Here is a 22,474-nt window from a genome sequence, read left to right as displayed (position 1 = left end):
GTGAACCCGCGTGACAAATCCCAAACGAACGCGCGCGGGTTGCGATTCTCTCAAACGGCGTCCTGGCCGGGCTGCTGCTCTGGGTTCGTGGAAAAGCATTATGCGATGAAGGCGGGCTCCTCTCCCCCAAGGAGAATTTCCGGCAGGTTGAAGTGCCATCGGCACGTTGAGTACCTCAAAAGTGAACATTTCGGGTCACAAACTATTAAGAGGAGATGGGTACTTGAAATCGCTTTGACCTGCGGGGATGCGCGAAATTGCCCCGAATTGAACCCATATCATATTGCATATTTTCTTGCCGCTGACCGCAGTGAGGTGGGTGGTGCCGGTGGTTTTCATCGCCGCCTCCAGGCCTTCGTCCAAGCCGGTGGTGTCGCCCGTGACCATTCCGGGCAGGAGTCCGGCTGCGTCGCCCCGCAACCATTCGGCGGCCGAGGCGAATTGCTTTTTCAATTGCGCTGGACCCTGGGGAATGTTGCCAGGGGCTTCCGGGTTGCTTTGAGCTTCAGTACTGCGCCGCGTGTCAGGCTTGTGCCGTGAGTCCGGCCGCATGGGTGGGGTGGCCGCGGCAAGGACACCGGCCTCGACTTGTCCTGGTTTTGGCGGCTTCAGTTTTCCTGCGGTTCTTACCTCCTGTCCCGGGACGACCTGGTCCCAGCCTTCGCCTCCGGTCAGCAGAATTCTTGTGCGGGAGCGGATGAGCATGCCGTCGGCCGCAATATCGATTACTTCGGCAGGTATGGCCCACCGTCCCGATCCACGTGAGTCCGTGCCCAGTTCGCGGGGATCACCCACGATCAACACGTGGATGACAACCGAATCGCGTGTAGCCGCAGCGTCGGCAACCGGACCGTCCTGGCGTGGCCCGGCTTCCATTGCGGCGTGGGCGGCCACGGCCGCTCCGAAAAAGCACGCCACGGCCAGAGTGGCAGGAAAGGTCCTCAGGCTTCGAGGGGCCGCGGCCCGAGCGGCGAAAAGAAGACACGCGGCGACACCCAAAGCCACGCACACAACTCCCGTCCACAGCGAAGGTAGATAGGCGCCCCCAAGGGAAACAGCCCACGTGAGAAGGGCAGACGGGACAAGCCGAAGATCCACGCGGCCCGGGCCAGCCTTGACTCCACCCACCCTAAACCGTCACCAACGGCAGAAGGGATTCCATCAGCTTGGGACCGACACCATCCACGGCATCGAGGTCCTCCACGGAAGCGAACGGGCCGTGTTGCTGCCGCCATTCGACGATGCGCTTGGCCAGGACGGGGCCGACCTTCGGCAGGGTATCGAGTTCTTCAGCGGTTGCGGTGTTGAGATTCACTTTTCCGCTGGCAGAAGTCCCTGCTCCCGTGCCGCCGGCTGTTGGAGGGCCGCCTGGTGGCCCGGCGGGGTGTGACGGAGCCGCCTCCCCCGTCCGTGGAACATGGATCTTCGCTGCGTCCTGCACCACCGCCGCAAGGTTCAGGCTGTCCAGCTGGGCTGCTGCATCCGCGCCACCGGCAGCGGCGATCGCGTCAAACACCCGTGCTCCGGCGGGCACCCTGACGATCCCGGGACTTTTCACCGCGCCGGCAACATGGACGGTAAGCAGTTGGGCTCCATTCTCTGGTTCCGGAGCCTCGTTGACACCGCCTTTACTTCCCGTACCCACTTCTGGAGTTGCTCCCGCATGTGAACTTCGGACTAGCGGCTCAATCGTCGGCTGCCCGGACCAGGACTGCCAGAAGAACCAAACCACCAGCACCACGCAAGGCAAAGCCAACAGCCCGGCCACGCGCCACGGTGTGCGCCACCGAAGCCGCGATGGAGGTCCTGCCTCTTCGGACAAGTCTTCGGTACCTGACTGCACGCCCGCACTGGCTATACCCGAGCCGGACGTCATCAAGGTTTGCAACGGAAGCAGAGGTTCCATTGTGTTGTCGTGGCCCGGCTGCTCGGCGGCCTCCCGGCCCGACGGCGGTGCAAGACGAACAGCGAATCGGAGCCGGGCGGCACTCGCAGCATCGTCCGAGGGTGAGGCACGATTCCTGCGTGGCATATCCACGAGCCTAGAACGTCCGAACCCGCAGCAGCAGCCCGGAACGGCGCTATGTGGACAGAACCGCAGCAGAGCGCCTGTGGAGGATCAGTGGGCGCAGGACCGGGCCAACTCCGGACTCATATTTGGAAGTAGTGGTTTCTTCGGGGTGTCCGGTGCGGGTCGGTGTGGGGTGGCGGGATGAACCAGGGGACGCCTGCGCGGACCTGGATGTGCCAGTCTTCCTTGTGGATCAGGTGGTGGTGATGACTGCACAGCAGCGTCCCGTTCGCGGCGCTCGTGGGTCCGCCGCGGGACCAGTACTCGATGTGGTGGGCCTCGCACCACGGGGCCGGCATGGTGCATCCGGGGAACGCGCAGCCCTTGTCCCGCGCCGTGATGGCCTTGCGGATATGCGGCGGGAAGATCCTGGAGGCGCGCCCGATGTCCAGGACCTGGCCCTCGGTGCCCAGGACCACGGGGATGATATCCGCGTCGCAGGCGAGCTTCCGCAACGTCGCCGCCGGCACGGGACCCGTGAACGTGAAGGACCCGGTGCCGCTGCCCTGCCGGGGCCGGTTGAACAGGGCAGGCTGCCCGGGCTGCGGGTCCTGGCTGTCTTGGGGGAAGAGGTCGCGGTGGTCGATGGTGGCCAGGATCTGCGGTCGGTGGCCGCCCGTGGCGGGCAGGGACCCGGTGGCCAGGGCGAGCCGGCAGGCGCCGACCAGACCGTCCAGGAGCTTCTGCGCCCTCGAACGCCGGTCCAGCGGCCCGGCATTCTCCGGCGCCTCGCCGGACGAATCAGCAGACAGATCGGCGGACGAATCGCCGGACGAATCGGCGGACGAATCGCCGAAGAAACCGCCGGAGGGTTCCACGCAGGCAGGAACCGCGCCCCGGAGTACGCCGCCTTGGCGGGTGCGGGGGTTGGCGGCGGTGTTCATGACCGTGAGCAGGTGTTCGTATTGTTCGGCGGTGGCGAAGATCTCCACGTGCGCCAGGCCGTGCTTGGGGCGGCGCAGGAACGCCCCTTGGTGGTGGCGGAGGGATTCTTCGGACGGTTCCGGGCCGTCCTGGTCGATCGCCTCGACCCAGCGCCGGGCCACCCTGGCCAGGAAGTCCTGGTCGTTTTCCGCCGCGGTGCGGGCCAGGGTGTGTTCCATTTCCGCGGCTTTCTCCGGGGCGCACAGCGGGCGCACCTTCGCCACGGCCATGGTGATGATCCCGGCCGCACCGGATCCGATCACCCCGGAGGCCAGCGCCGCGGCCGTTTCCCCGTGCCGGGCGGGGACGGTTTCTCCGGTGAGTCCCCGGCGCGGCAGCAGCTCCCGGGCCAGGGCGAGCCGGCGCCTGGCCTCGGCGGCGCTGATGCGCAGCAACGACCGCAGATGCTCGGCCGTGGACCTGAACTCCCCGCCCCTGGCGCTTCCCGCCTGCACAGAACCGGGCGAACCACCCTGCACGGTGGCGCCATCCTGCGCGTCCGCCTCCGCCGCGGAGATCCCGGAGGTCCAGCCCGTGCCGGAGCCTTTGTCCGCGCCTGTGTCCGCGTCGGCGGCCCGGCCGGTGGCCCAGCCGGTCGTCCAGCCCGGCCGGGTGCCGGGTTCATCGTTCCGGGCCTGGTCCAGCCCGGCCGCGGCGAGCAGTTGGAGATAATCCAGGGTGCGGGAGAGTTCCTCCACCCCGGACGCGAACGCGACAGCCTCCTCGAGACCCAGGACTCCGACGTCGTCGGCCGCCTTTTCGGCCAGCGACCTTAGCGCCGCCACGGCCCTGTCCAGGGCGCCCTGCCGGCCGCCCCGGCCGCGCAGCTCCACCAACGCCAGCCCGCCCGGAACCCCGGCAAGATGTGGAACACGGGTATGGCGGGACACCCCGGAAAGCCCGCGGGACGCAAGGCCCTGCCGGGTGTCGAAGTATCCGATGGCTTCCATGGAAACACTCTGCCAGGAGGGTGCGACAAAATAAGGCCGTCGCTCAGGGCGTATACCTGCGCACCCAGCCCGAGGCTACGGGTGGCTCCGCGCTGGGAGCGTCGTCGCGCCAGGCGTGCTACTTTCCCCCACAACCACCGCCAAAACGCCGAGCCCGGCGTGGGCCGCCAGCACGGCCGGCAGGGCGCTGATCTGGGCTGGCGGGCAACCGGGGCAGTTCTCGCCAAGCCGTGCTGCGAGCCGCTCTGCCCCTGCCAGGTTTCCAAAGTGATGCACGGCGAGCCGTGATTGTCGTACAGGCCGGGAATTGACGTCTGCAATAACGATTTCTTCAAGCCGGGCGACGGCCTTGGCGGCGGAGCGTACCTTCTCGAGCGGCACGATCTTGCCGTCGTCCACCGCAAGGATCGGCTTGATGGACAGCATTGTTCCGAGCCAAGACGCAGCAGTTCCGATTCGGCCGCCGCGCCGGAGCTGATCAAGGCTCGGCACATAGAAGTAGACCTTGGTGCGCGCCAATCGCTCCTCGGCAAAGTGACGGACTTCGGCAGCCGAACGGCCGTCTGCGGCGGCAACCAGCGCGCTTTGGACTCCCATGCCTTGCGCCATTCCAACGGTGCGGGAGTCAATGACTTCGACAGGGATCGAGACGCGTTGCGCAGCCAGCCTTGCGGCGTCCACGGTGCCGGACAGGCCTGCGGAAATGTGGATGGAGACGACGGCTTCGAAACCGCGGTCCCGGGCGGCAAGATAGGCCTGTTCGAACTGGCCGGGTGAGGGCCGGGAGGTCTTGACGGACGATCCCGCCGCGAGGGCCAGCGCGAGGGTCTGGATGATGTCGTCTTCCCCCTCGCCGTAGATCTCTTCGCCCACCATGACGGGCATCGGCACGACGGCGAGGCGGCCGTCGGCAACGAACGCCTTGACCCATTCGGCCGGAAGTGCGGCAGCCGAATCGGTGACGACGGCGGTGCGCACGACGACGGGCGCCGGCTCAGTTCCGGTGCGTCCCGGCGTCGTGGACTGGCGCAGGCGGGCCAAACGTTCCTTGAGCCACAACCAAGCGGGTGGTTCGCGGTCCGTCAAGGGAGCCTCCTGGAGCTGGTGGCCGGCCGCCGGCAAGCGCCGGCGGCCGTTTTCCGGCTATGCCGGGACGATGTTCACCAGTTTAGGCGCGCGCACGATCACCGTACGGATGCCGCGGCCATCGAGTGCCCGCTGTACGTTGTCGCTGGCCAGGGCAAGTTCGCGCAGGGCGTCCTCGCTGATGTCCGGCGAGACGTCCAAGCGGTCGCGGACTTTGCCCTGGACCTGCACGACGGCCGTCACGGTGTCCTGGACAAGAAGCGAAGGATCGTGGGAGGGCCAGCCGGCGTTCGCGACGGAGGCCGGGTGGCCCAACTGGTTCCACAGGTCCTCGGCCGTGTATGGCGCGAAGAGGCTCAGGATGATTGCCACGGCTTCGGCGGCTTCACGGACGGCAGGGTCTGCTCCACCGGCACCGGAATCGATGGTTTTGCGGGTGGCGTTGACCAGCTCCATCAGCTTGGCCACCACGACGTTGAACTTGTTGTTGTCCAACAGCTCAGCTGCGTCGGCGATGGTCCGGTGGGTCACGGTGCGCAGCGCGCGGTCACCGGTGGAGACCTCGACGCCGGGCTCGCTTGCGACGTCCTGACCAAGGCGCCAGGCACGGGCAAGGAACTTCGCCGAGCCCGACGGCGAGACGTCGGCCCAGTCGACGTCGTCCTCGGGCGGGGAGGCAAAGACCATGGTCAAGCGGACGGCGTCGACGCCGAACTTGTCCAGTTGCTCGCCGAGGTCCACCCCGTTGCCGAGGGACTTGCTCATGGCCTTGCCGCCGTTGAGGACCTGCCCCTGGTTGAGCAGGGCGCTGAAGGGCTCGTCCGCGGCGAGCAGGCCCATGTCGTGGATGACCTTGGTGAAGAAGCGGGCATAGAGCAGGTGCAGGATGGCGTGCTCGACGCCGCCCACGTACTGGCCGACCGGCATCCAGTCGTTGATCTTGGCCGGATCGAACGGACCCTCGGTGTAGTGCGGGGAAACGAAGCGCAGGAAGTACCAGGACGAGTCCACGAACGTGTCCATGGTGTCGGTGTCGCGCTGGGCGGCCCGTCCGCAGTTCGGGCACTCGACGTTGACCCATTCCAGGGCCGCGGCGAGAGGAGACGTGCCCCTCGGCGACAGCGCCTCGCCGCGGAGGTTTTCGGGCAGCCGGACAGGCAGTTGATCGTCCGGCACCGGCACCTCGCCGCATTCGGCGCAGTGGATGATGGGGATCGGGGTACCCCAGAAGCGCTGGCGGCTCAAGAGCCAGTCGCGCAGGCGGAAGTTCACGAACTTCTCCCCCGTGCCCAGCTTCTCCAGGATGTCGATGGCTGCGGGGATGGCCTCGGCCTTGGACAAACCGTCCAGTTCGCCGGAGTTCATCAGCGTGCCCTCGCCGGCAGTCGCGATACCGGTTTCCGCCGGGTCTTCCCCTCCGGTGTTCAGGACAGGACGCACCGGCAGGTCAAAGGCGCGGGCGAAGTCGAGGTCGCGCTGGTCGTGCGCGGGCACTGCCATGATCGCGCCCGTGCCGTAGTCGGCGAGCACGTAGTCGGCTGCCCACACGGGCAGTTTTTCGCCGTTGAGCGGGTTGATGGCGTAGCGGCCGGTGAACACGCCGGTCTTCTCGCGCTCAGTGGACTGGCGCTCGATGTCGGACAGGGCCTTGACCTTTTCGCGGTAGGCCATGAGTGCGTCGTGCTGTGCGGGCGTGACCAGGTCCAGCGCCAGGTGCGCATCCGCGGCGACGACGAAGAACGTTGCCCCGTACAAGGTGTCCGGGCGGGTGGTGAAGACCGTGACTTCGCGCTCGGCGCGGCCGTCGGTGGCTTCGATCGCGAAGCGGACGTGAGCGCCCTCGGAGCGGCCGATCCAGTTGCGCTGCATTGCCAGCACACGCTCGGGCCAGTGTCCCTGGAGCTCGGACATGTCGTCGAGCAAACGGTCGGCGTAATCAGTGATCTTGAAGTACCACTGGTTCAGGGACTTCTTCGTGACAGGGGTCCCGCAGCGTTCGCACGCGCCGTTGACTACCTGTTCGTTCGCCAGGACGGTCAGGTCCTTCGGGCACCAGTTGACCGGGGAATCCTTGCGGTAGGCCAGTCCGCGCTCGTAGAAGCGCTTGAACAGCCACTGCGTCCAGCGGTAGTACTCCGGGTCCGAAGTGTGCAGCCGGCGGGACCAATCGGCGGAGATCGCGTAACGCTTGAACGATGCGGCCTGCGTATCGATGTTGGCGTACGTCCACTCGCTGGGGTGGGCGTTGCGCTTGATGGCGGCATTCTCTGCCGGCAGGCCGAAGGAGTCCCAGCCGATGGGGTGCAGGACGTCGAAACCCTTTTGGCGGAGGTACCGCGCTACGACGTCGCCCATGGCGAAAGCCTCGGCGTGGCCCATGTGGAGGTCGCCCGAGGGGTAGGGGAACATGTCCAGGACATAGCGCCGCTCGCGGGAGCCGTCGTCGACAGGAGTGAAGACCTTGAGGTCTTCCCAGACCTGCGGCCACTTGGCCTCCATCGAGGCGAAGCTGTAGACACCCTCCTCGGGCGTCTCGCCTGCCACTGTTGACTGTGCTCCGGTTTCTGTCTCCGGCTGAACGCTCACTGCTGCCCTCTTCTGTTCTTCCATGACGGTTTTGCCTCCTGCTCCGGGCCCCGGAAGGTCCCGGACACACAAAAGCCCCTCGGCAAGGAGGGGCGGCCGCTCGGTTCGCGATGGTCTAAATCGACGTAAACCGGGCGGCTAGCTAAGCAGAAGGATCGCACGCATAAAGCCACCTTACCCTGTTCATTGTCCCAAGTAACACTGGACGGTCGGTGGGTTGGGGCACAGAGAAAAGGGGCCGGTGACTCCCCGCCATGGTGTGGTGGGCACCGCGAAGCGGGCGGGCGGGAGTTACCGGCCCCTTTTCGGGGCGAGGCGGGACCTTAGGAGAGGCCGGAGCTACTTAACGTCCTCGTCCACCCAATCCATGGACTTGGTCACGGCCTTCTTCCACAGCCGCATCTGCCGCTCCTGCTCTTCGGCCGGAAGCTGCGGCTCCCAGCGCTTGTCCTCGCCCCAGTTTGAGCTGAGTTCGCCGAGGTCCTTCCAGAAGCCGACGGCGAGTCCGGCCGCGTAGGCGGCACCGAGGGCCGTGGTTTCCACGACCTTCGGACGGACCACGGGCACGCCCAGGATGTCGGCCTGGAACTGCATGAGCGCCTCATTGGCGACCATGCCGCCGTCGACCTTCAACTCGGTCAGCGGAACGCCCGAGTCCGCGTTGACGGCGTCGAGCACTTCGCGCGTCTGGAAGGCGGTGGCCTCCAGGGCCGCGCGGGCGATGTGGCCCTTATTGGCAAAACGGGTCAGGCCAACGATGGCCCCACGGGCGTCGGCGCGCCAGTACGGGGCGAACAGGCCGGAGAACGCGGGCACGATGTAGACGCCGCCGTTGTCCGCGACGCCGGCCGCCAGTGACTCCACTTCGGGAGCGGAGCTGATCAGGCCGAGGTTGTCGCGGAGCCACTGGATCAGTGAGCCCGTGACAGCGATGGATCCTTCCAGTGCGTAGTGCGGTTTGGCGTCGCCCAGCTTGTAGCCGAGGGTGGTCAGCAGGCCGTTCTTCGAGTGGACGATTTCTTCGCCCGTGTTGAAGATCAGGAAGCAGCCGGTGCCGTAGGTGTTCTTGGCTTCGCCCGCCTGGAACGCCGCCTGGCCGAAGGTTGCTGCCTGCTGGTCGCCCAGGATGCCTGCGACGGGCACTTCGCGCAGCAGCTGCGAGGTGTGGACCGTGCCGTAGACCTCGGAGGAGGACTTGATGGCGGGCATCATCGACAACGGAACACCGAACGCGTCCAGGATTTCCTGGTCCCATTGCAAGGTGTCGAGGTCCATGAACATGGTGCGTGAGGCGTTGGTGACGTCCGTGGCGTGTACGCCGCCGTCGACGCCGCCTGTCAGGTTCCACAGGACCCAGCAGTCGGTGTTGCCGAAGATAAGGTCCCCGGCTTCAGCCTTGGCCCGCGCACCTTCGACGTTGTCCAGGATCCACTTGATCTTGGTGCCGGAGAAGTAGGTCGCCAAGGGCAGGCCGACCTTTTGCTTGAACCGCTCGGGGCCACCGTCCTGGCCCAGTTCGTCCACGATGGACTGGGTGCGCGTGTCCTGCCAGACGATCGCGTTGTAGATGGGCTCGCCCGTGTTCTTGTCCCACACAACGGCGGTTTCGCGTTGGTTGGTGATGCCGACGGCAGCGATGTCGTGCCGGGTCAGGTTGGCCTTGGACAACGCAGATCCGACGACCTCCCTGACGTTGTCCCAGATCTCCACTGGGTTGTGCTCTACCCAACCGGCCTGGGGAAAGATCTGCTCGTGCTCCATCTGGCCGGTGGAGACAATGTTGCCTGAGTGATCGAACACGATGGCACGCGAGCTGGTGGTTCCCTGGTCAATGGCGATGACGTATTGCGACATTTTGACGTCCTTGTCTGCTTGCTTTGGTGTGGATGCGGGATAGGTGATGAGCGGCTTACTACTTGGCGACGGTTGCCATGATCGGTATGGAGTGGGCGACGAGTCCGGCGATGGTCCCGCCCAGGAGCGGGCCGACGATCGGAACCCAGGAGTAGGCCCAGTCGCTGGAGCCCTTGCCCTTGATCGGCAGAATAGCGTGGGCGATACGCGGTCCGAGGTCACGGGCAGGGTTGATCGCGTAGCCGGTCGGTCCGCCAAGGGAGGCGCCGATGCCGACGACGAGCAATGCCACCGCGAGCGGGCCCAGGCCGGAAGGGGTGCCGCCGAAGGTCAGGATCACGAACACCAGCACAAACGTGCCGATGATCTCGGTGACAAGGTTCCAGGGGTATGAGCGGATGGCCGGTCCCGTGGAGAAGACGGCGAGCTTGCTGGCTGCCAATGGCTCGGCGTCGAAGTGCTGCTTGTGGGCAAGCCACGCGAAGATGGCGCCGAGGAAGGCGCCGAGCAGTTCTCCACCGAAGTAGGTGAACGTGGATGCCGCACTCACGGCCACCCCCGGGGCGAACTCGGCCTTGCCGTCAACCAGGAGACCAAGCGTGACCGCCGGATTCAGGTGCGCACCCGACATAGCCGCTACGTATACGCCGGCGAATACTGCGATGCCCCAGCCAAAATTCACCATCAGGAAGCCGCCGTTGTTACCCTTCGTGCCCTTGAGCGCGACGTTTGCCACAACGCCACACCCAAGCAGGGTAAGCATGCCGGTTCCGAACACTTCGGAAAGGAAAACAATTCCGAGAGACATCTTTGACTCCTCATTTTCTTCTGTTGTCAGCCCTGCAGGTTTTGTTGGGGCCGTTGGGCCGGCGTCTGTGAGCGCCGTCCCGGTTGCGGTCTTCCCTTAAGGAGCGGAACACCGCAACCCTTGTGTCCAGGCTTCTGGGCCGGAACAATCAAGCTGATGTGACGTACATTACGTTCATGCGACGAGGCTGTGAACAGTCACGCCATGAAAACGCAGAAGCACCTCCTGCGCGTGCTGGATTTCGGCTTCACGCTTCGCTGAATCCCAACCAAGCTGCGTGGTGAGGACTTCGGCGATCTCGTTCAAGAGCTCCCCGGTCACGAGGCCCCGGAAGGCCAGCGAGGTGCGGCGGATGAGGACATCCACGAGGTGTCCGATCTGTTCGTTGACCGCCATGAATTCGAGCTCCCGGACGCTGAGCTCGTTCGTGGAGCGCAGTTTCCGGTCATCGCCTGCCTTGAGGTAGGCGATGACGTCCTCGGCGCGGGTGCCGTAGCGGGTCAGCAAGCCGCTGACCCGATCGGCACCAAGACCGGGAGCCATGTGCTTCTTGACCCAGTCCTGGATTCCGTCTTCGCTGTCCGGGAAGCCCAGGCCGCCTCCGATCGCGAGCTTCGCCGTCGAGGTCTTCCGCTCCATGCCCAGCTCGCGCAGAACGTCGTTGCTCAGGTGTTCGGCGAGGGCCCGGAAAGTGGTCCACTTTCCGCCGATCAATGAAAGTACGACGGCGGCCTTCCCGCCCGCGGCGGTCAAGTCACCGGCGGCCGCAGCACCGAAGGCGTGCTGTTCGCTTCGCTCGATGCGGTAGTCGCGGGATACGAAGCCCGGCTGGGTGTCGTCGTGGCGCGGAAGCGGACGGACGCCGGCGAAGCTGTAGACGATATGGCTGCGCTCAACCTTGATGGAGGGGAAGACGTGGCCGACGAGGTCGAAGAAGTAGTCAATCTCGGCTTCGGTGCACACGGCATCCTGGGCCATGTCGGCCTCGACGTCGGTGGTGCCCACCAGAACGCGGTCGCCCATCGGGTAGATCAGCACGATCCGCCCGTCCGTGTGTTCGAAGAAGATCTCACGGCCGCCGCATGCTGCGAGCAATTCCGGATGGTCCAGGACAATGTGGGAACCCTTGGTTCCTCCCATGAGACGGCTCGCTGCACCCATTGCCTCATTGGTGAGGTCGACCCAGGCGCCGGTGGTGTTGACGATCACGTCGGCCTGGAAGCTGAATTCCTCGCCCGTGAGTTCATCGCGCAGCAAAACAGCGCCGGCTGACTCGGCAGCGGAGCCCTTCGAAACTAGGGAGACGTAGTTGCTGGCCCGGGCGCTGCCGCCCGGCGAGCCACTCCCGATGCCCGCCTTTTCGCCGTCCTGCAGCACATCGAGCGTCAGGCGCTCCGGGTTGTGCACGGACGCGTCAAAGTAGGTGGCTGCATATTTGATCCCGGGGTGCAACCGTGGCAACTCAGCCAGGGCCTTCTCTCTGCCGCGGAACTGATGGCGGGGGACGCTGCCGCCGTCGCGGGAGAAGAAGTCGTACATGCTCAGTCCGAGCTTGATGAGGAAGGCGCCGCGTTCCTTCGGCTTGCCTTGCTTGTGCGTGAGGAAGCGTGTGGGGGCGGAAAGTATCCCGGAGAAGGTACTGAAGATGGGAATGGTCGTCTGAAGGGGCTTGACGTAGTGGGGAGCGATCTTCAGAAGCCGGTTGCGCTCGACCACCGATTCCCGAACGAGGCGGAACTCCCCGTTCTCGAGGTAGCGGATGCCGCCGTGGATCATGTGGGACGAGGCACCGCTGGCGCCCTGGCAGTAATCGCCGCGTTCCACGAGGGCGACGTCTACGCCCTGCAGTGCCAGATCGCGGAAGGTTCCGACACCGTTGATGCCGCCTCCGATGATCAGCACCTGGGCCTGCGGCCGTTCGCGGAGTGCCGAAACTGACGTCCGACGTGGTGATCCTGCTGCGGAACCGGAATTGCTGGTGTATCCCAAAACTGCTCCCTTGGGCTTTGGTGTGTGCGTTGCATCACTTGACGTCGCACCTTGCATAACTATTCTTCGAAGGAATGGAAAATGAAATCAAGCTACTTGCACAAACGTGCAGAACGGAATTGAGATGCCACGATCACGACATTCGGAGGCCCTTCGGGCAGCACAGATGTACTACCTCCAGGACCTCACGATGGACGCTATTGCCCGCGAGCTTCGGACCTCGCGTTCAACGGTCTCCCGGTTGCTGTCCTCGGCCCGCGAGTCGGGATTGGTCCAGATCCAGATCCGCAGTCCGCTGGATTCCGCCCCTGAACTGGAGCGCATGATCCGCAACCACTACGGCGTCGATGTGCATGTGGTGCCCGTCCTCGACACCTTGAACGAAGCGGAAACCCTTGACCGGGTGGCGACGCAAGCCGCACGGACCATTGGTCCCCTGGTGGATTCCAATGCCATCATCGGAGTGGCGTGGGGTGCGACCATCAGCGCGGTCAGCAGGCACCTGACCCGCAAGATCACGCACGGCAGCACTATCGTTCAGCTCAACGGCGCCGGCAACATGCAGACCACCGGCATCACCTACGCGAGCGACATCATGCGCCGTTTCGGCATCGCCTATGGTGCGCGGGTGGAACAGTTCCCTGTACCCGCTTTCTTCGACCATGCTTCCACGAAGACCGCCATGTGGAATGAGCGCAGCGTCCAACGCGTGCTCGATCTCCAAGCGAGGATGAGCATCGCCATCTTCGGTGTCGGTTCAGTGCATTCGGACTATCCCAGCCACGTCTACGCCGGCGGCTACCTCGACGAAACGGACCTGAACCTGCTTGCCAGCTCGGATGTCGTGGGCGATGTTGCGACCGTCTTCTTCCGCGCCGACGGCTCTTCCGACGGCATTACCCTCAACGAGAGGTCCACCGGCCCAAGCCACGAGCAACTAAGGCAGGTCCGCCGCCGCATCTGCGTCGTCTCGGGCGCATCCAAGATCAACGGGCTGCGCGGAGCGCTGGAAGCGAGGCTGGCCACAGATCTGATCCTGGACGAGGCAACGGCGAAGCGCCTCGTCAGTTTCGGCAGCCCATCCTGAATAATTGAAGGACCCTGAAACATTCCCGGCATCGAGGTAGGTAGAGTCTTGGCTATGAAACCCTCGCCTAGGCTCAGTCTCAACAACGGTGTCTTGATTGACCAGTTGGGGTTCGGGCTTTACAAGGTGCCGCCGGCGGACGCCACGTCTTTGGTCGCCACTGCGCTGGGCGCCGGCTACAGGCACTTCGATACAGCCGCCATGTATGGCAACGAGACCGGGGTCGGCCGGGGCATAGGTAGTGCGGTCATTCCCCCGCCCGGAGTGGACAGCAACACGGGAGGCTCCGGGGAAGGCACCCACGGCCTCTCCCGCGAAGATGTCTTTGTCACCACGAAGCTCTGGAACGACGACCAGGGCTACGACTCCACGCTCCGCGCCTTCGATTCCTCGATGGCCAATCTCGGCCTCGACTACGTCGACCTGTACCTGATCCACTGGCCCTGCGCCGGGCGCGGTTTGTTCCAGGAAAGTTACCGCGCGATGGAAACCCTGTACCGCGAAGGCCGGGTGCGTGCGATCGGCGTCTCCAACTTCCAGCCGGACCACCTCGAAACGCTCATGCAAAAAGCCGAAGTGGTTCCGGCGGTGAACCAGATTGAACTGCACCCATGGTTGCAGCAGACCCGGCTCCGCACCCTCCACGAGCAGTTGCGCATTCGCACGGAAGCGTGGAGCCCTTTGGGCCGCGGCCAGGTCCTCCAGGATCCGGCAGTCCGGGCCCTCGCGGACAAATATGGAAAGACGCCTGCCCAAATCATCATCCGCTGGCACCTCCAACTGGGAAATATCGTCATCCCGAAAGCGAGCAAAGCGGCACGCATCCAGGAGAACTTCGATGTCTTCGGCTTCGAGCTGGACGCCGATGACATGGATGGCTTGGCCGCCCTCGAACGCCACCACCGCACCGGGTCCCACCCGGACAACGTCAACTAGGACCTGCCGAATGGAACAAGTGGACACCAACCACTCCCCCGAACCCGCACCAACCTCCCCACGGGAGTTCTTCAGCAAGGCCTTGGCCGCCCGGACAAGCGCCTCGGACATCGACCTCGACGGCAGCAACGTCGCCTATTGGTGCTACGAACCGGTCACGGTGACCGCGGATACCCGGACCATACTGGTCATCCACGGTTTCCGCGGCGATCACCACGGCCTGCTCCGCGTCGTGGACCACCTGCCGGAAATGCGTGTCATCATGCCCGACCTTCCCGGCTTTGGCAGCTCGGAGCCTTTCGCCGGAGACCCCCACACCGTGGAACGCTACGGGAAGTTCATCACCGGGTTCATGGCGGCACTGGGTCTTGGAGCGGATACGGTTCTCCTGGGGCACTCGTTCGGATCCATTGTCGCCAGCCACTTCGCCGCCGCGAACCCGGGAGCCATCCGTCCGCTGATCCTGGTCAATCCCATCGCCGCTCCCGCGCTGGAGGGTCCCAAAGGCCTCATGACCAAGCTGGCAGTCCTGTACTACCAGGTCTCCGCCAAGCTCCCGCGCCGGCTGGGTCTCGCCGTCCTGCGCAGCCGCCTCATTGTCCGCGTCATGAGCGCCGCGATGGCCAAGACCCGGGACAAGGAACTGCGGGCCTTCGTCCATGGCCAGCACGATGCGTACTTCTCGGCGTTCGCCGACCGTGCGAGCCTCCTGGAGTCTTTCCGGGCTTCGGTGTCCAGCCATGTGGCCGAGGTCGCCGCGCAGTTGGACCTTCCCGTGTTGTTGGTAGCCGGCGAGAAGGACGAGATCGCCCTGCTCCGGGACCAGCACAAGTTGTTGGAGCTGCTGCCGGACGGGGCGCTGGAAGTGATTCCCGACGTCGGGCACTTGATCCACTACGAGACGCCGGCTCCGGCCGCCGCCGCCATCCGCAGCTTCCTGGAGGAACACCCCGCGTGAAAATCGTCATCGATGCCCGCTTCACCCGCACGGACCATCATGACGGGATCAGCCGCTACGGATCGAGCCTCATAGCGGCGACATCCAAGATCGCGGACGTCACGATGCTCATCAGCGACAAGCGTCAGTTGGCGCTCCTCCCGGATGTCCCCTACGTTCACATCACCAGCCCGCTGTCCCCCCGTGAACTGTTCGTGGCGCGCGAAGTCAACAAGCTCGGGGCCGACGTCGTGGTTTGCCCGATGCAGACCATGGGTACCTGGGGCCGCAAGTACGGGCTGGTCCTGACCCTGCACGACCTCATCTACTACGAGCACCCGGCCCCTCCCGGCTTCCTGCCCGCACCGGTGCGGTTGCTCTGGCGGCTTTACCACAAGGCCTACTGGCCGCAGCGCTTGCTTCTCAACCGGGCCGATATCGTTGCCACGATCAGCCACACCACCGAGTCGCTGATGACGAAGTTCAACTTGACCCGCCGCCCGGTCCGGATCGTAGGCAACGCACCTCAGCCAGGCCAGACGCCGCGCGATCCCACAGCCGGCGCCGAGAAGTCCCTGCTCTACATGGGCTCGTTCATGCCCTACAAAAATGTGGAAACCATGATCCAGGGAATGGCCGAATTGCCCGGATTCACCCTGCACCTGCTTAGCCGGATCACCCCCGAGCGCCGTGCCGAGCTGGAGCCTCTGGTGCCGCCGGGCGCGAAGGTCGAGTTCCACAACGGCGTCACGGATGCCGAATACGATTCCCTCCTGCTCCGGGCCACCGCCCTCGTCAGCCTGTCCAAAGCGGAAGGCTACGGGCTGCCCCTGGTCGAGGCGATGGCACTTGGCACTCCCGTGATCGCCAGTGACACTCCCATTTTCCGTGAGGTCGGCGGGGACGCCGTGAGCTATGTGCATGCCGAATCGCCGGGCGAATTCGCCGCGGCAGTCAAAGCCCTTGAAGATGCGGAATTGTGGCAGGCGCGCTCACGCCGCTCCGTGGAACGCGCGGCTGATTTCAATTGGGACGAGTCGGCGCGCCAACTGCTGGCTGTGGCCGAAGAGATCGTTGCGATGCGCGGCCGTAAGCGGCGCTAGAGGACGTCGACGCCGTCGAGCCGCAGTTGGACGGGTCCCGAGGTGCGCTTTGCCGCAGTGGCGGCTTTGACGGCCCGCATGGAACGCGTGGCCTCAACCGCTTGTACATAGGGAATGAAGATCAGTGTCCGGACGTCCGGATCGCGTTCCTGTTCTCCCGCGCGCTGCGCAGACAGCGTGAGGGAGACCGGCGCGGGGCCCGCGGTGCGCAGCTGGATAGTTTCGGCCAGGCTTTCGGTGAAGTGCACGACGTCGGCCCGCTTGCCTGTCACTGAGGCGATCCGGACTGCTGGCGGCAACTGGAGTTCCTGCCGGAGTGCCAGCTCGCGGGAAGCATATCCCGCAGGGTCCCAGCGCAATAACGCGCCCGTCGCGGTGGTGTCGTCGGCAGTGATGACTACGAGTCCGCCTTCGTTCGCGCCCCGTACGAGGGCCGCCGCGTTGAACCACCGCCGTACGGTGTCCTCACCGGCGCGCAGGTTTTCCCTGCGCAGGAGCGAATTTCCATCCAAGAGCAGCGCCGCCGCGTAGCCCCCGCTGGCTACCGGTTCAGCGCCCACAGTCGCGACCACGAGGGCACGGGCATCGGATACCGTGGCTTTGACCTGGTCCCCCGAAGACGTCACGACGGCCTTGCCGGGAAAAGCCCTGCCCAGTTCTTCCGCGGTCCTCAGTACACCGGCCGCCCCCCTGCGGAGTCGGCCTCCGCCGCAATGCCGGCAACGCCATTCCGGGGCCGGGGTGGAGCACCAGCGGCACTGCGGCAGGGCCGATTGACCGGCGATTGCGAGGGGTCCCTGGCAGTTGTTGCATCTTGCGGTTTCCCGGCAATCCTCGCAGACAAGGGATGGGGCGTAGCCGGCCCGGGCCACCTGCACCAGGACGGGTCCGCGTTCCAGTCCCTCTTTGGCCGCCCGCCAAGCGGCGCCGGGCAATCGTGCAATCCTTGCCAGCGGGTCGCGTTCCTGCTCGAAGCTGTCAGCCGTATTGAGCACCCGCGGCGTGCTGGCGCGGACCACCGGCCGGGGTGCTTCCACGGGCACCGCCCAGCCGCTCTCGACAAGCCGCTGAAGCTCGGTGCTGCGGCTATGCGCAGCCATGAGGCATGCCGCCGATTCCTGTTCCGAACGCAAAAGCAGGACTTCCCGGGTGTGGGCGTAAGGGGCGCGCTGGTCAATGTGGAGGTCGTCGCCGTCGTCCCAGCACACCACCAGTCCCAGGTCCTGCACCGGAGCGTAAGCTGCGGAGCGGGTGCCGACTGCCACCTTCGCGGCGCCGCTGAGGAGCCGGAGGTAGCTCCGGTACCGCGGGGTCGGGCCGTCGTCGGCCGTCAGCCGCGCGACGTCGCCTGACGGCAGGACAGCGCGCAGCGCCGCCTCCAGGCGGTCCAGATCGCGGTAGTCGGGAACGACGACGACGGCGCCCCGCCCTGACGAGCGGACTGCCGCCACCGCAGACGCCACAAGCTCGGGCCAGCCGGCGATTCCAAAACCCTGTGTCGCAGTCAAGACGGCACGGGGTGAGCCACCCCCGGCGAGGTGTTGCAGGTAAGGCGTCCCGTTGGCATAGGAAGCCCACGCCGCTTGCGCCCGCGTACCGGAGCCCTGCGGAGCGGAGCGCTCCTCCGGCCCGTCCGGTTCGTCCGGCTCGTCCAGGAGGGAATCGCCGGACAGGAACTGCTTCTCCAGGCGCGCGACGCGGGGCGGAATGGCGGTGCGGAGGACATCGCTGAGCGTCCCGGCATAGCGGGCCGCGACGCTGGAGGCAAGCTCCAGCAACGCCGGAGTCAGTACCGGAACGGCCGAAACCACCTTGAGGAGCGGAGTCAGGGCATGTCCGGCCTCCGACGATTCCATGCGCTCCAGGACATAGCCGTTGAGTTCCTGACCGCTGAAGCGGACCTTGACCCGGACGCCTGCGAGAGCCGTTCCATCCAGCTCGGCCGGGACGCTGTAGTCGAAAGGCCTGTCTAGGTGCGGCAAGGATGATTCGATCAGGACCCGTGCCACGGGATTGCTCGCCGCGAGCGGTGGCCCCCCGGCGTCGGTCCCGCGCGAAGGGAACCCTTGCAACAAAGACGGCTGATGGGATGGCGATGACGACGCCATGGCAAACGGAAGCAGCGAACCATCGCTCATGCTTGTCACCTCCCTGGAGTGCCGGATGCCTTGGTGCAATCCAAGCAGGCACCACAGACAATTCCGGCTCTGGCCCATCGGATGCCGGCTGGCGCAGCCAAGTCAGGCGTTGAAGAATTCCTTCAATTCGTCCACGCGGTCCAGTCGTTCCCACGTGAAATCCGGCTCGTCGCGGCCGAAGTGGCCATGCGCCGCCGTCTTTGCGTAGATGGGGCGCTTGAGGTCGAGGGCGTCGATGATGGCGCGCGGACGGAGGTCGAAGATCTCCGCAATCGCTTCGCTGATCTTGGCCGGGTCAACAGTCTCGGTACCAAAGGTTTCCACGTAGGTGCCCACCGGACGCGCCTGGCCGATCGCGTAGGCGATCTGGATTTCGGCCCGCTTGGCCAGGCCTGCGGCTACGACGTTCTTCGCTACCCAACGCATCGCGTAGGCCGCCGAACGGTCCACCTTCGACGGATCCTTGCCGGAGAAGGCACCGCCGCCGTGCCGGGCCATGCCGCCATACGTGTCGACGATGATCTTTCGGCCTGTCAGCCCGGCGTCGCCGACAGGACCGCCGATGACGAAGGCACCGGCCGGGTTCAGGATGTTCGCGACGTGGGAGATGTCCAGGTTGGACACAGCCAGGACGGGCTCGATCACATGGGAGGCGAGATCGGCGCGCAGGCGATCCAGGTGGGTCCCTTCGGCGTGCTGGCTGGAGATGACCACCGTTTCAACGGAAACCGGACGGTCGCGGTCGTACCCGACCGTGACCTGGGTCTTGCCGTCAGGGCGCAAGTAGGCCAGCTCGCCGCTCTTGCGGACTTCGGTGAGACGCTCGGAGAGCCGATGGGCCAGCCAAATCGGCGTCGGCATGTAGGACGGGGTCTCATCGCTCGCGTAGCCGAACATGATGCCCTGGTCACCGGCGCCCTGGAGGTCGTAGTCGTCCTCCTGGCGCCCTTCGCGGGCTTCGAGCGAATTGAAGACGCCGCCGGCGATGTCGTTGGACTGCTGTCCGATGGAGACAGACACGCCGCAACGGGCGCCGTCGAAGCCGTTGGCGGACGAGTCGTAACCGATGCCGAGGATGGTCTCGCGGACGATCTGCGGAATTTCGACATACGCATCAGTGGTGACTTCGCCGGCTACGTGCACCAATCCGGTGGTGGCCATGGTTTCAACAGCCACGCGCGACTCGGGGTCTGCCGCCAAGAGCGCATCGAGGATGGCATCGCTGATCTGGTCGCAGATCTTGTCCGGGTGCCCTTCCGTAACAGACTCCGAGGTGAAGAGCCGGAGCTTGGACGGGATGCCGTGGGATTCATGGTGCAGCGGTAAAGTCACTCGACTACCTTACTCGGTTGGGGGCGACCGGCTTCCGCCGTATGTCCCTATGCTAAGGATGGACCAGCTAAGGAATGCATCTCACCCGGCGCCTACGTGGCCGGGTGTACGCGGCTCAGTTCCGTGCTGATGCGGTCAATCACAGCGGCGGCGACGTCGGATTTGGAACCTGCCGCGGACTGCGGCACCGCGCCATGGCCGGAGAGAATGATCACAGAATTCTGGTCCTGGCCGAACACGCGCCCGACGCCGACCTGATTGACCACCAAAAGGTCGCAGCCTTTGCGTTTGAGCTTGGCCGTGGCGTGCTCCAGGACGTTGCCGTCCTCGTCTCCGGTTTCGGCTGCAAACCCGATGATCAACTGCGTGGATGCCTCAGCGTCGCGGCGCACCACCAGCTCATGCAGGATGTCCGGGTTCTGCACGAGGCGCACCACGGGGGCATCGTTGCCGTTGACCTTCTTGATTTTCGTGTGCGAAACTTCGGCGGGGCGGAAATCCGCGACGGCCGCGGCCATGATCACGACGTCGGAGCCGACGGCCGCTTCCAGCGCGGCATCACGGAGCTCCAAAGCGGATTCAACCTGGATCAGTTCGACGCCCGCGGGTGCCTGGACCTCCATGTGGGCTGCAAGGAACCTGACATGGGCGCCTGCGTCAAGCGCCGCGGCGGCAAGTGCAACACCCTGCTTGCCGGAAGACCTGTTCCCCAGGAAACGGACCGGATCCAGGGCTTCCCTGGTGCCGCCGGCGGAAATCGTGATGGTGCGCCCGGCCAGGGGTTTCGGGCCAGGATGCAGGTTTGAAGGCGAGGATGCGTCGACCAAAGCCATGGCGGCCGCGAAGATCGCTTCCGGCTCGGGCAGCCTGCCTGGCCCGGAGTCCGCGCCCGTCAACCGGCCCACTGCCGGTTCCAGGACGGTGATGCCCCGGCTGCGCAGTGTTTCCACATTCGCCTGGGTGGCTTGGTTGTGCCACATTTCGGTGTGCATTGCCGGAGCGAAAAGCACCGGACCGTGTGCCATGAGGAGTGTGTTGGTCAGCAAATCCCCGGCTTGGCCGGTTGCTGCCTTGGCCAGCAGGTCCGCAGTTGCCGGGGCGACCACGATGAGGTCCGCCTCATGCCCGAGACGGACGTGGTTGACCTTCTCGACGTCGTCAAAGACGCTGTTGCTCACCGGATTGCCCGAGAGGGCCTCCCACGTAGCCACGCCGACAAAGCGGGTGGCCGCTTCCGTGGGAATGACCGTGACGTTGTGTCCGGCTTCAGTAAAAAGCCGGAGGAGCGATGCAACCTTGTAGGCTGCGATCCCTCCCCCGACTCCGAGGACTATGCGCACGTGACCTCCGTCAACAGGCAGTCTGATTTACTCTGCGGGCTCGATCGGAGTGGAAACCAGCAGGCCTTCGTTGATCTCGCGCAGGGCGATGGAGAGCGACTTCTCGTTCAGCTTCGTGTCGACCAGCGGGCCAACGTATTCGAAGAGGCCCTCGTGCAGCTGAGCGTAGTACGCGTTGATCTGGCGCGCGCGCTTGGCGCCGAAAATCACCAAGCCGTACTTTGAATCGGCAGCAGCAAGCAGCTCGTCGATCGGCGGGTTGATGATGCCTTCAAGGTTCGTGGACACGAATTCTCCAAATTCTAACGGGCTGACAAGTGCTAGCGCTTAGCGCTGGTGCGGGGTAAGCCCCATGAGTGAAACAAGCTCGTCCGCTGCCCGGCGTACGTCGTCATTGATGACGGTGTGGTCAAACTCCGGTTCAGCGGCAAGTTCCAGTTTAGCGGTTTCCAGCCGTTGCTGCTGTTCCTCCGGGGTTTCGGTGCCGCGTCCCACCAGACGGCGGACCATTTCGTCCCAGCTGGGCGGAGCAAGGAACACGAAGTTGGCGTCCGGAACTGCCGCCTTGACTTGGCGGGCGCCCTGCAAATCGATTTCCAACAGCACGGACCTGCCTTCGGCGATGGCGGCGTCCACCGTGCTGCGCAGCGTGCCGTAGCGGTTCCTTCCGTGGACCACGGCCCACTCAAGCAACTGGCCGTCCTCAACGAGTGCGTCGAATTCTTCGGCGGACTTGAAGTAGTAGTGGACGCCGTCCTTCTCCCCCGGCCGCGGCGCGCGGGTGGTGGCTGAAACCGACAGCCAGACCTCGGGGTAATTGTCCCGGATATACGTGGATACTGTTCCCTTGCCAACGGCAGTGGGGCCTGCGAGGACGGTCAGTCCCGGATTCTTGCTCACATCGTCCTTCGTGGAGAGGCTATAAACGCTGTATTCGTTTTAAACGCCGTATTTGTCTTCCATAAAATCTATCAGCGACCGGGACTGGTGAATTCCCAAGCCCCTGAGCCTGCGGGAAGCGGCGATCCCGATCTCCGTCATGATGGCCGCTGCCCGGACCGGGCCGATGCCAGGAACAGCCTCGATGAGCTCGGAAACACGCATGCGGGCGATGGCCTCGTCAGTCTGTGCCGACTTGATCAGCCGGGCGAAGCTGAGTTCGCCCGTCCTGAGCTGTTCCTTCGCGAGAGCCCGCCGTGCCCGGGCTCTCGCGGCCTTCTCCAAGGCATCGGAACGTTCCTCTGGCGACAGAGCCTTTAAGGTCACTGACACATCCCCCTTTGGCCGGCATCGAGTGCGTAGCGGATTGGACTGATCCCGAAGCTATCGCGTG

General features: G+C 65.0%; 18 protein-coding genes. 4 read left to right on the top strand and 14 right to left on the bottom strand.

The window, feature by feature from the left end:
• Positions 1-195: 195 nt before the first annotated feature.
• The 8 genes from LFT47_RS11320 to LFT47_RS11285 form a co-directional block, all read right to left on the bottom strand.
• Entirely contained in the window at positions 196-1,005 is an 810-nt protein-coding gene (locus LFT47_RS11320) for a ComEC/Rec2 family competence protein (RefSeq protein ID WP_236810759.1), read from the bottom strand.
• Between the two features lie 124 nt (positions 1,006-1,129).
• Positions 1,130-2,032 carry a helix-hairpin-helix domain-containing protein gene (locus tag LFT47_RS11315; protein ID WP_236810757.1) on the bottom strand — a complete coding sequence of 301 codons (903 nt, stop codon included), beginning with the start codon at positions 2,030-2,032 and terminating at the stop codon, positions 1,130-1,132.
• A 119-nt stretch (positions 2,033-2,151) separates the two neighbouring features.
• Complete coding sequence (locus LFT47_RS11310) at positions 2,152-3,945, bottom strand: HNH endonuclease signature motif containing protein (protein ID WP_236810755.1); 1,794 nt, start codon at positions 3,943-3,945, stop codon at positions 2,152-2,154.
• A 75-nt stretch (positions 3,946-4,020) separates the two neighbouring features.
• Entirely contained in the window at positions 4,021-5,031 is a 1,011-nt protein-coding gene (locus tag LFT47_RS11305) for a DegV family protein (RefSeq protein WP_236810753.1), read from the bottom strand.
• A gap of 57 nt (positions 5,032-5,088) precedes the next feature.
• Positions 5,089-7,617 carry a leucine--tRNA ligase gene (leuS, locus tag LFT47_RS11300; RefSeq protein ID WP_236818532.1) on the bottom strand — a complete coding sequence of 843 codons (2,529 nt, stop codon included), beginning with the start codon at positions 7,615-7,617 and terminating at the stop codon, positions 5,089-5,091.
• Between the two features lie 339 nt (positions 7,618-7,956).
• Complete coding sequence (gene glpK, locus LFT47_RS11295; RefSeq protein WP_236810751.1) at positions 7,957-9,471, bottom strand: glycerol kinase GlpK; 1,515 nt, start codon at positions 9,469-9,471, stop codon at positions 7,957-7,959.
• A gap of 58 nt (positions 9,472-9,529) precedes the next feature.
• Positions 9,530-10,279 (bottom strand): MIP/aquaporin family protein, encoded by a 750-nt coding sequence (locus LFT47_RS11290; protein ID WP_236810746.1) that lies wholly within the window; start codon positions 10,277-10,279, stop codon positions 9,530-9,532.
• Positions 10,280-10,453: 174 nt separating this feature from the next.
• A complete protein-coding gene (locus LFT47_RS11285; protein ID WP_442863389.1) occupies positions 10,454-12,325 on the bottom strand; it encodes a glycerol-3-phosphate dehydrogenase/oxidase in 1,872 nt (623 codons plus the stop codon).
• Positions 12,326-12,392: 67 nt separating this feature from the next.
• Here LFT47_RS11285 and LFT47_RS11280 point away from each other — a divergent pair, with 67 nt between their 5' ends.
• From LFT47_RS11280 to LFT47_RS11265, 4 genes are read left to right on the top strand one after another with little or no spacing between them, the layout of a single operon-like run.
• Positions 12,393-13,355 carry a sugar-binding transcriptional regulator gene (locus LFT47_RS11280; protein WP_236810744.1) on the top strand — a complete coding sequence of 321 codons (963 nt, stop codon included), beginning with the start codon at positions 12,393-12,395 and terminating at the stop codon, positions 13,353-13,355.
• A 54-nt stretch (positions 13,356-13,409) separates the two neighbouring features.
• The gene (locus tag LFT47_RS11275; RefSeq protein WP_236810743.1) at positions 13,410-14,291 is read left to right on the top strand and encodes an aldo/keto reductase; all 882 of its coding nucleotides are present in this window, start codon (positions 13,410-13,412) and stop codon (positions 14,289-14,291) included.
• A gap of 10 nt (positions 14,292-14,301) precedes the next feature.
• Positions 14,302-15,249, top strand: coding sequence for an alpha/beta fold hydrolase (locus LFT47_RS11270; protein ID WP_236810742.1), 948 nt, complete (start codon positions 14,302-14,304; stop codon positions 15,247-15,249).
• The gene (locus tag LFT47_RS11265; RefSeq protein WP_236810740.1) at positions 15,246-16,331 is read left to right on the top strand and encodes a glycosyltransferase family 4 protein; all 1,086 of its coding nucleotides are present in this window, start codon (positions 15,246-15,248) and stop codon (positions 16,329-16,331) included. Before LFT47_RS11270 ends, LFT47_RS11265 begins: the two co-directional genes overlap by 4 nt.
• Here the strand turns inward: LFT47_RS11265 and LFT47_RS11260 are convergent.
• The 6 genes from LFT47_RS11260 to mihF all read right to left on the bottom strand — a co-directional run bounded on the left by LFT47_RS11260 (position 16,328) and on the right by mihF (position 22,407).
• Positions 16,328-18,469, bottom strand: a complete 2,142-nt coding sequence (locus LFT47_RS11260; protein ID WP_442863388.1) for a primosomal protein N' — start codon at positions 18,467-18,469, stop codon at positions 16,328-16,330. The two genes, LFT47_RS11265 and LFT47_RS11260, sit on opposite strands and share 4 nt — an antisense overlap.
• Before the next feature lie 102 nt (positions 18,470-18,571).
• A complete protein-coding gene (metK, locus tag LFT47_RS11255) occupies positions 18,572-19,801 on the bottom strand; it encodes a methionine adenosyltransferase (protein ID WP_234754218.1) in 1,230 nt (409 codons plus the stop codon).
• A gap of 92 nt (positions 19,802-19,893) precedes the next feature.
• Positions 19,894-21,141: a bifunctional phosphopantothenoylcysteine decarboxylase/phosphopantothenate--cysteine ligase CoaBC gene (gene coaBC, locus LFT47_RS11250; protein WP_236810738.1), complete on the bottom strand. Its 1,248-nt coding sequence runs from the start codon at positions 21,139-21,141 to the stop codon at positions 19,894-19,896.
• Positions 21,142-21,168: 27 nt separating this feature from the next.
• Complete coding sequence (rpoZ, locus tag LFT47_RS11245; protein WP_028267125.1) at positions 21,169-21,429, bottom strand: DNA-directed RNA polymerase subunit omega; 261 nt, start codon at positions 21,427-21,429, stop codon at positions 21,169-21,171.
• 39 nt (positions 21,430-21,468) lie between these two features.
• The gene (gmk, locus tag LFT47_RS11240) at positions 21,469-22,041 is read right to left on the bottom strand and encodes a guanylate kinase (RefSeq protein ID WP_236810736.1); all 573 of its coding nucleotides are present in this window, start codon (positions 22,039-22,041) and stop codon (positions 21,469-21,471) included.
• A gap of 39 nt (positions 22,042-22,080) precedes the next feature.
• Positions 22,081-22,407 (bottom strand): integration host factor, actinobacterial type, encoded by a 327-nt coding sequence (gene mihF, locus LFT47_RS11235; RefSeq protein WP_236810734.1) that lies wholly within the window; start codon positions 22,405-22,407, stop codon positions 22,081-22,083.
• Positions 22,408-22,474: the final 67 nt, after the last annotated feature.

It is taken from the genome of Arthrobacter sp. FW306-2-2C-D06B (genome assembly GCF_021789175.1).
GTDB lineage: Bacteria > Actinomycetota > Actinomycetes > Actinomycetales > Micrococcaceae > Arthrobacter.
Note: the sequence above shows the minus strand (reverse complement) of the source record. Positions and strands in the feature narration are given on the sequence as shown.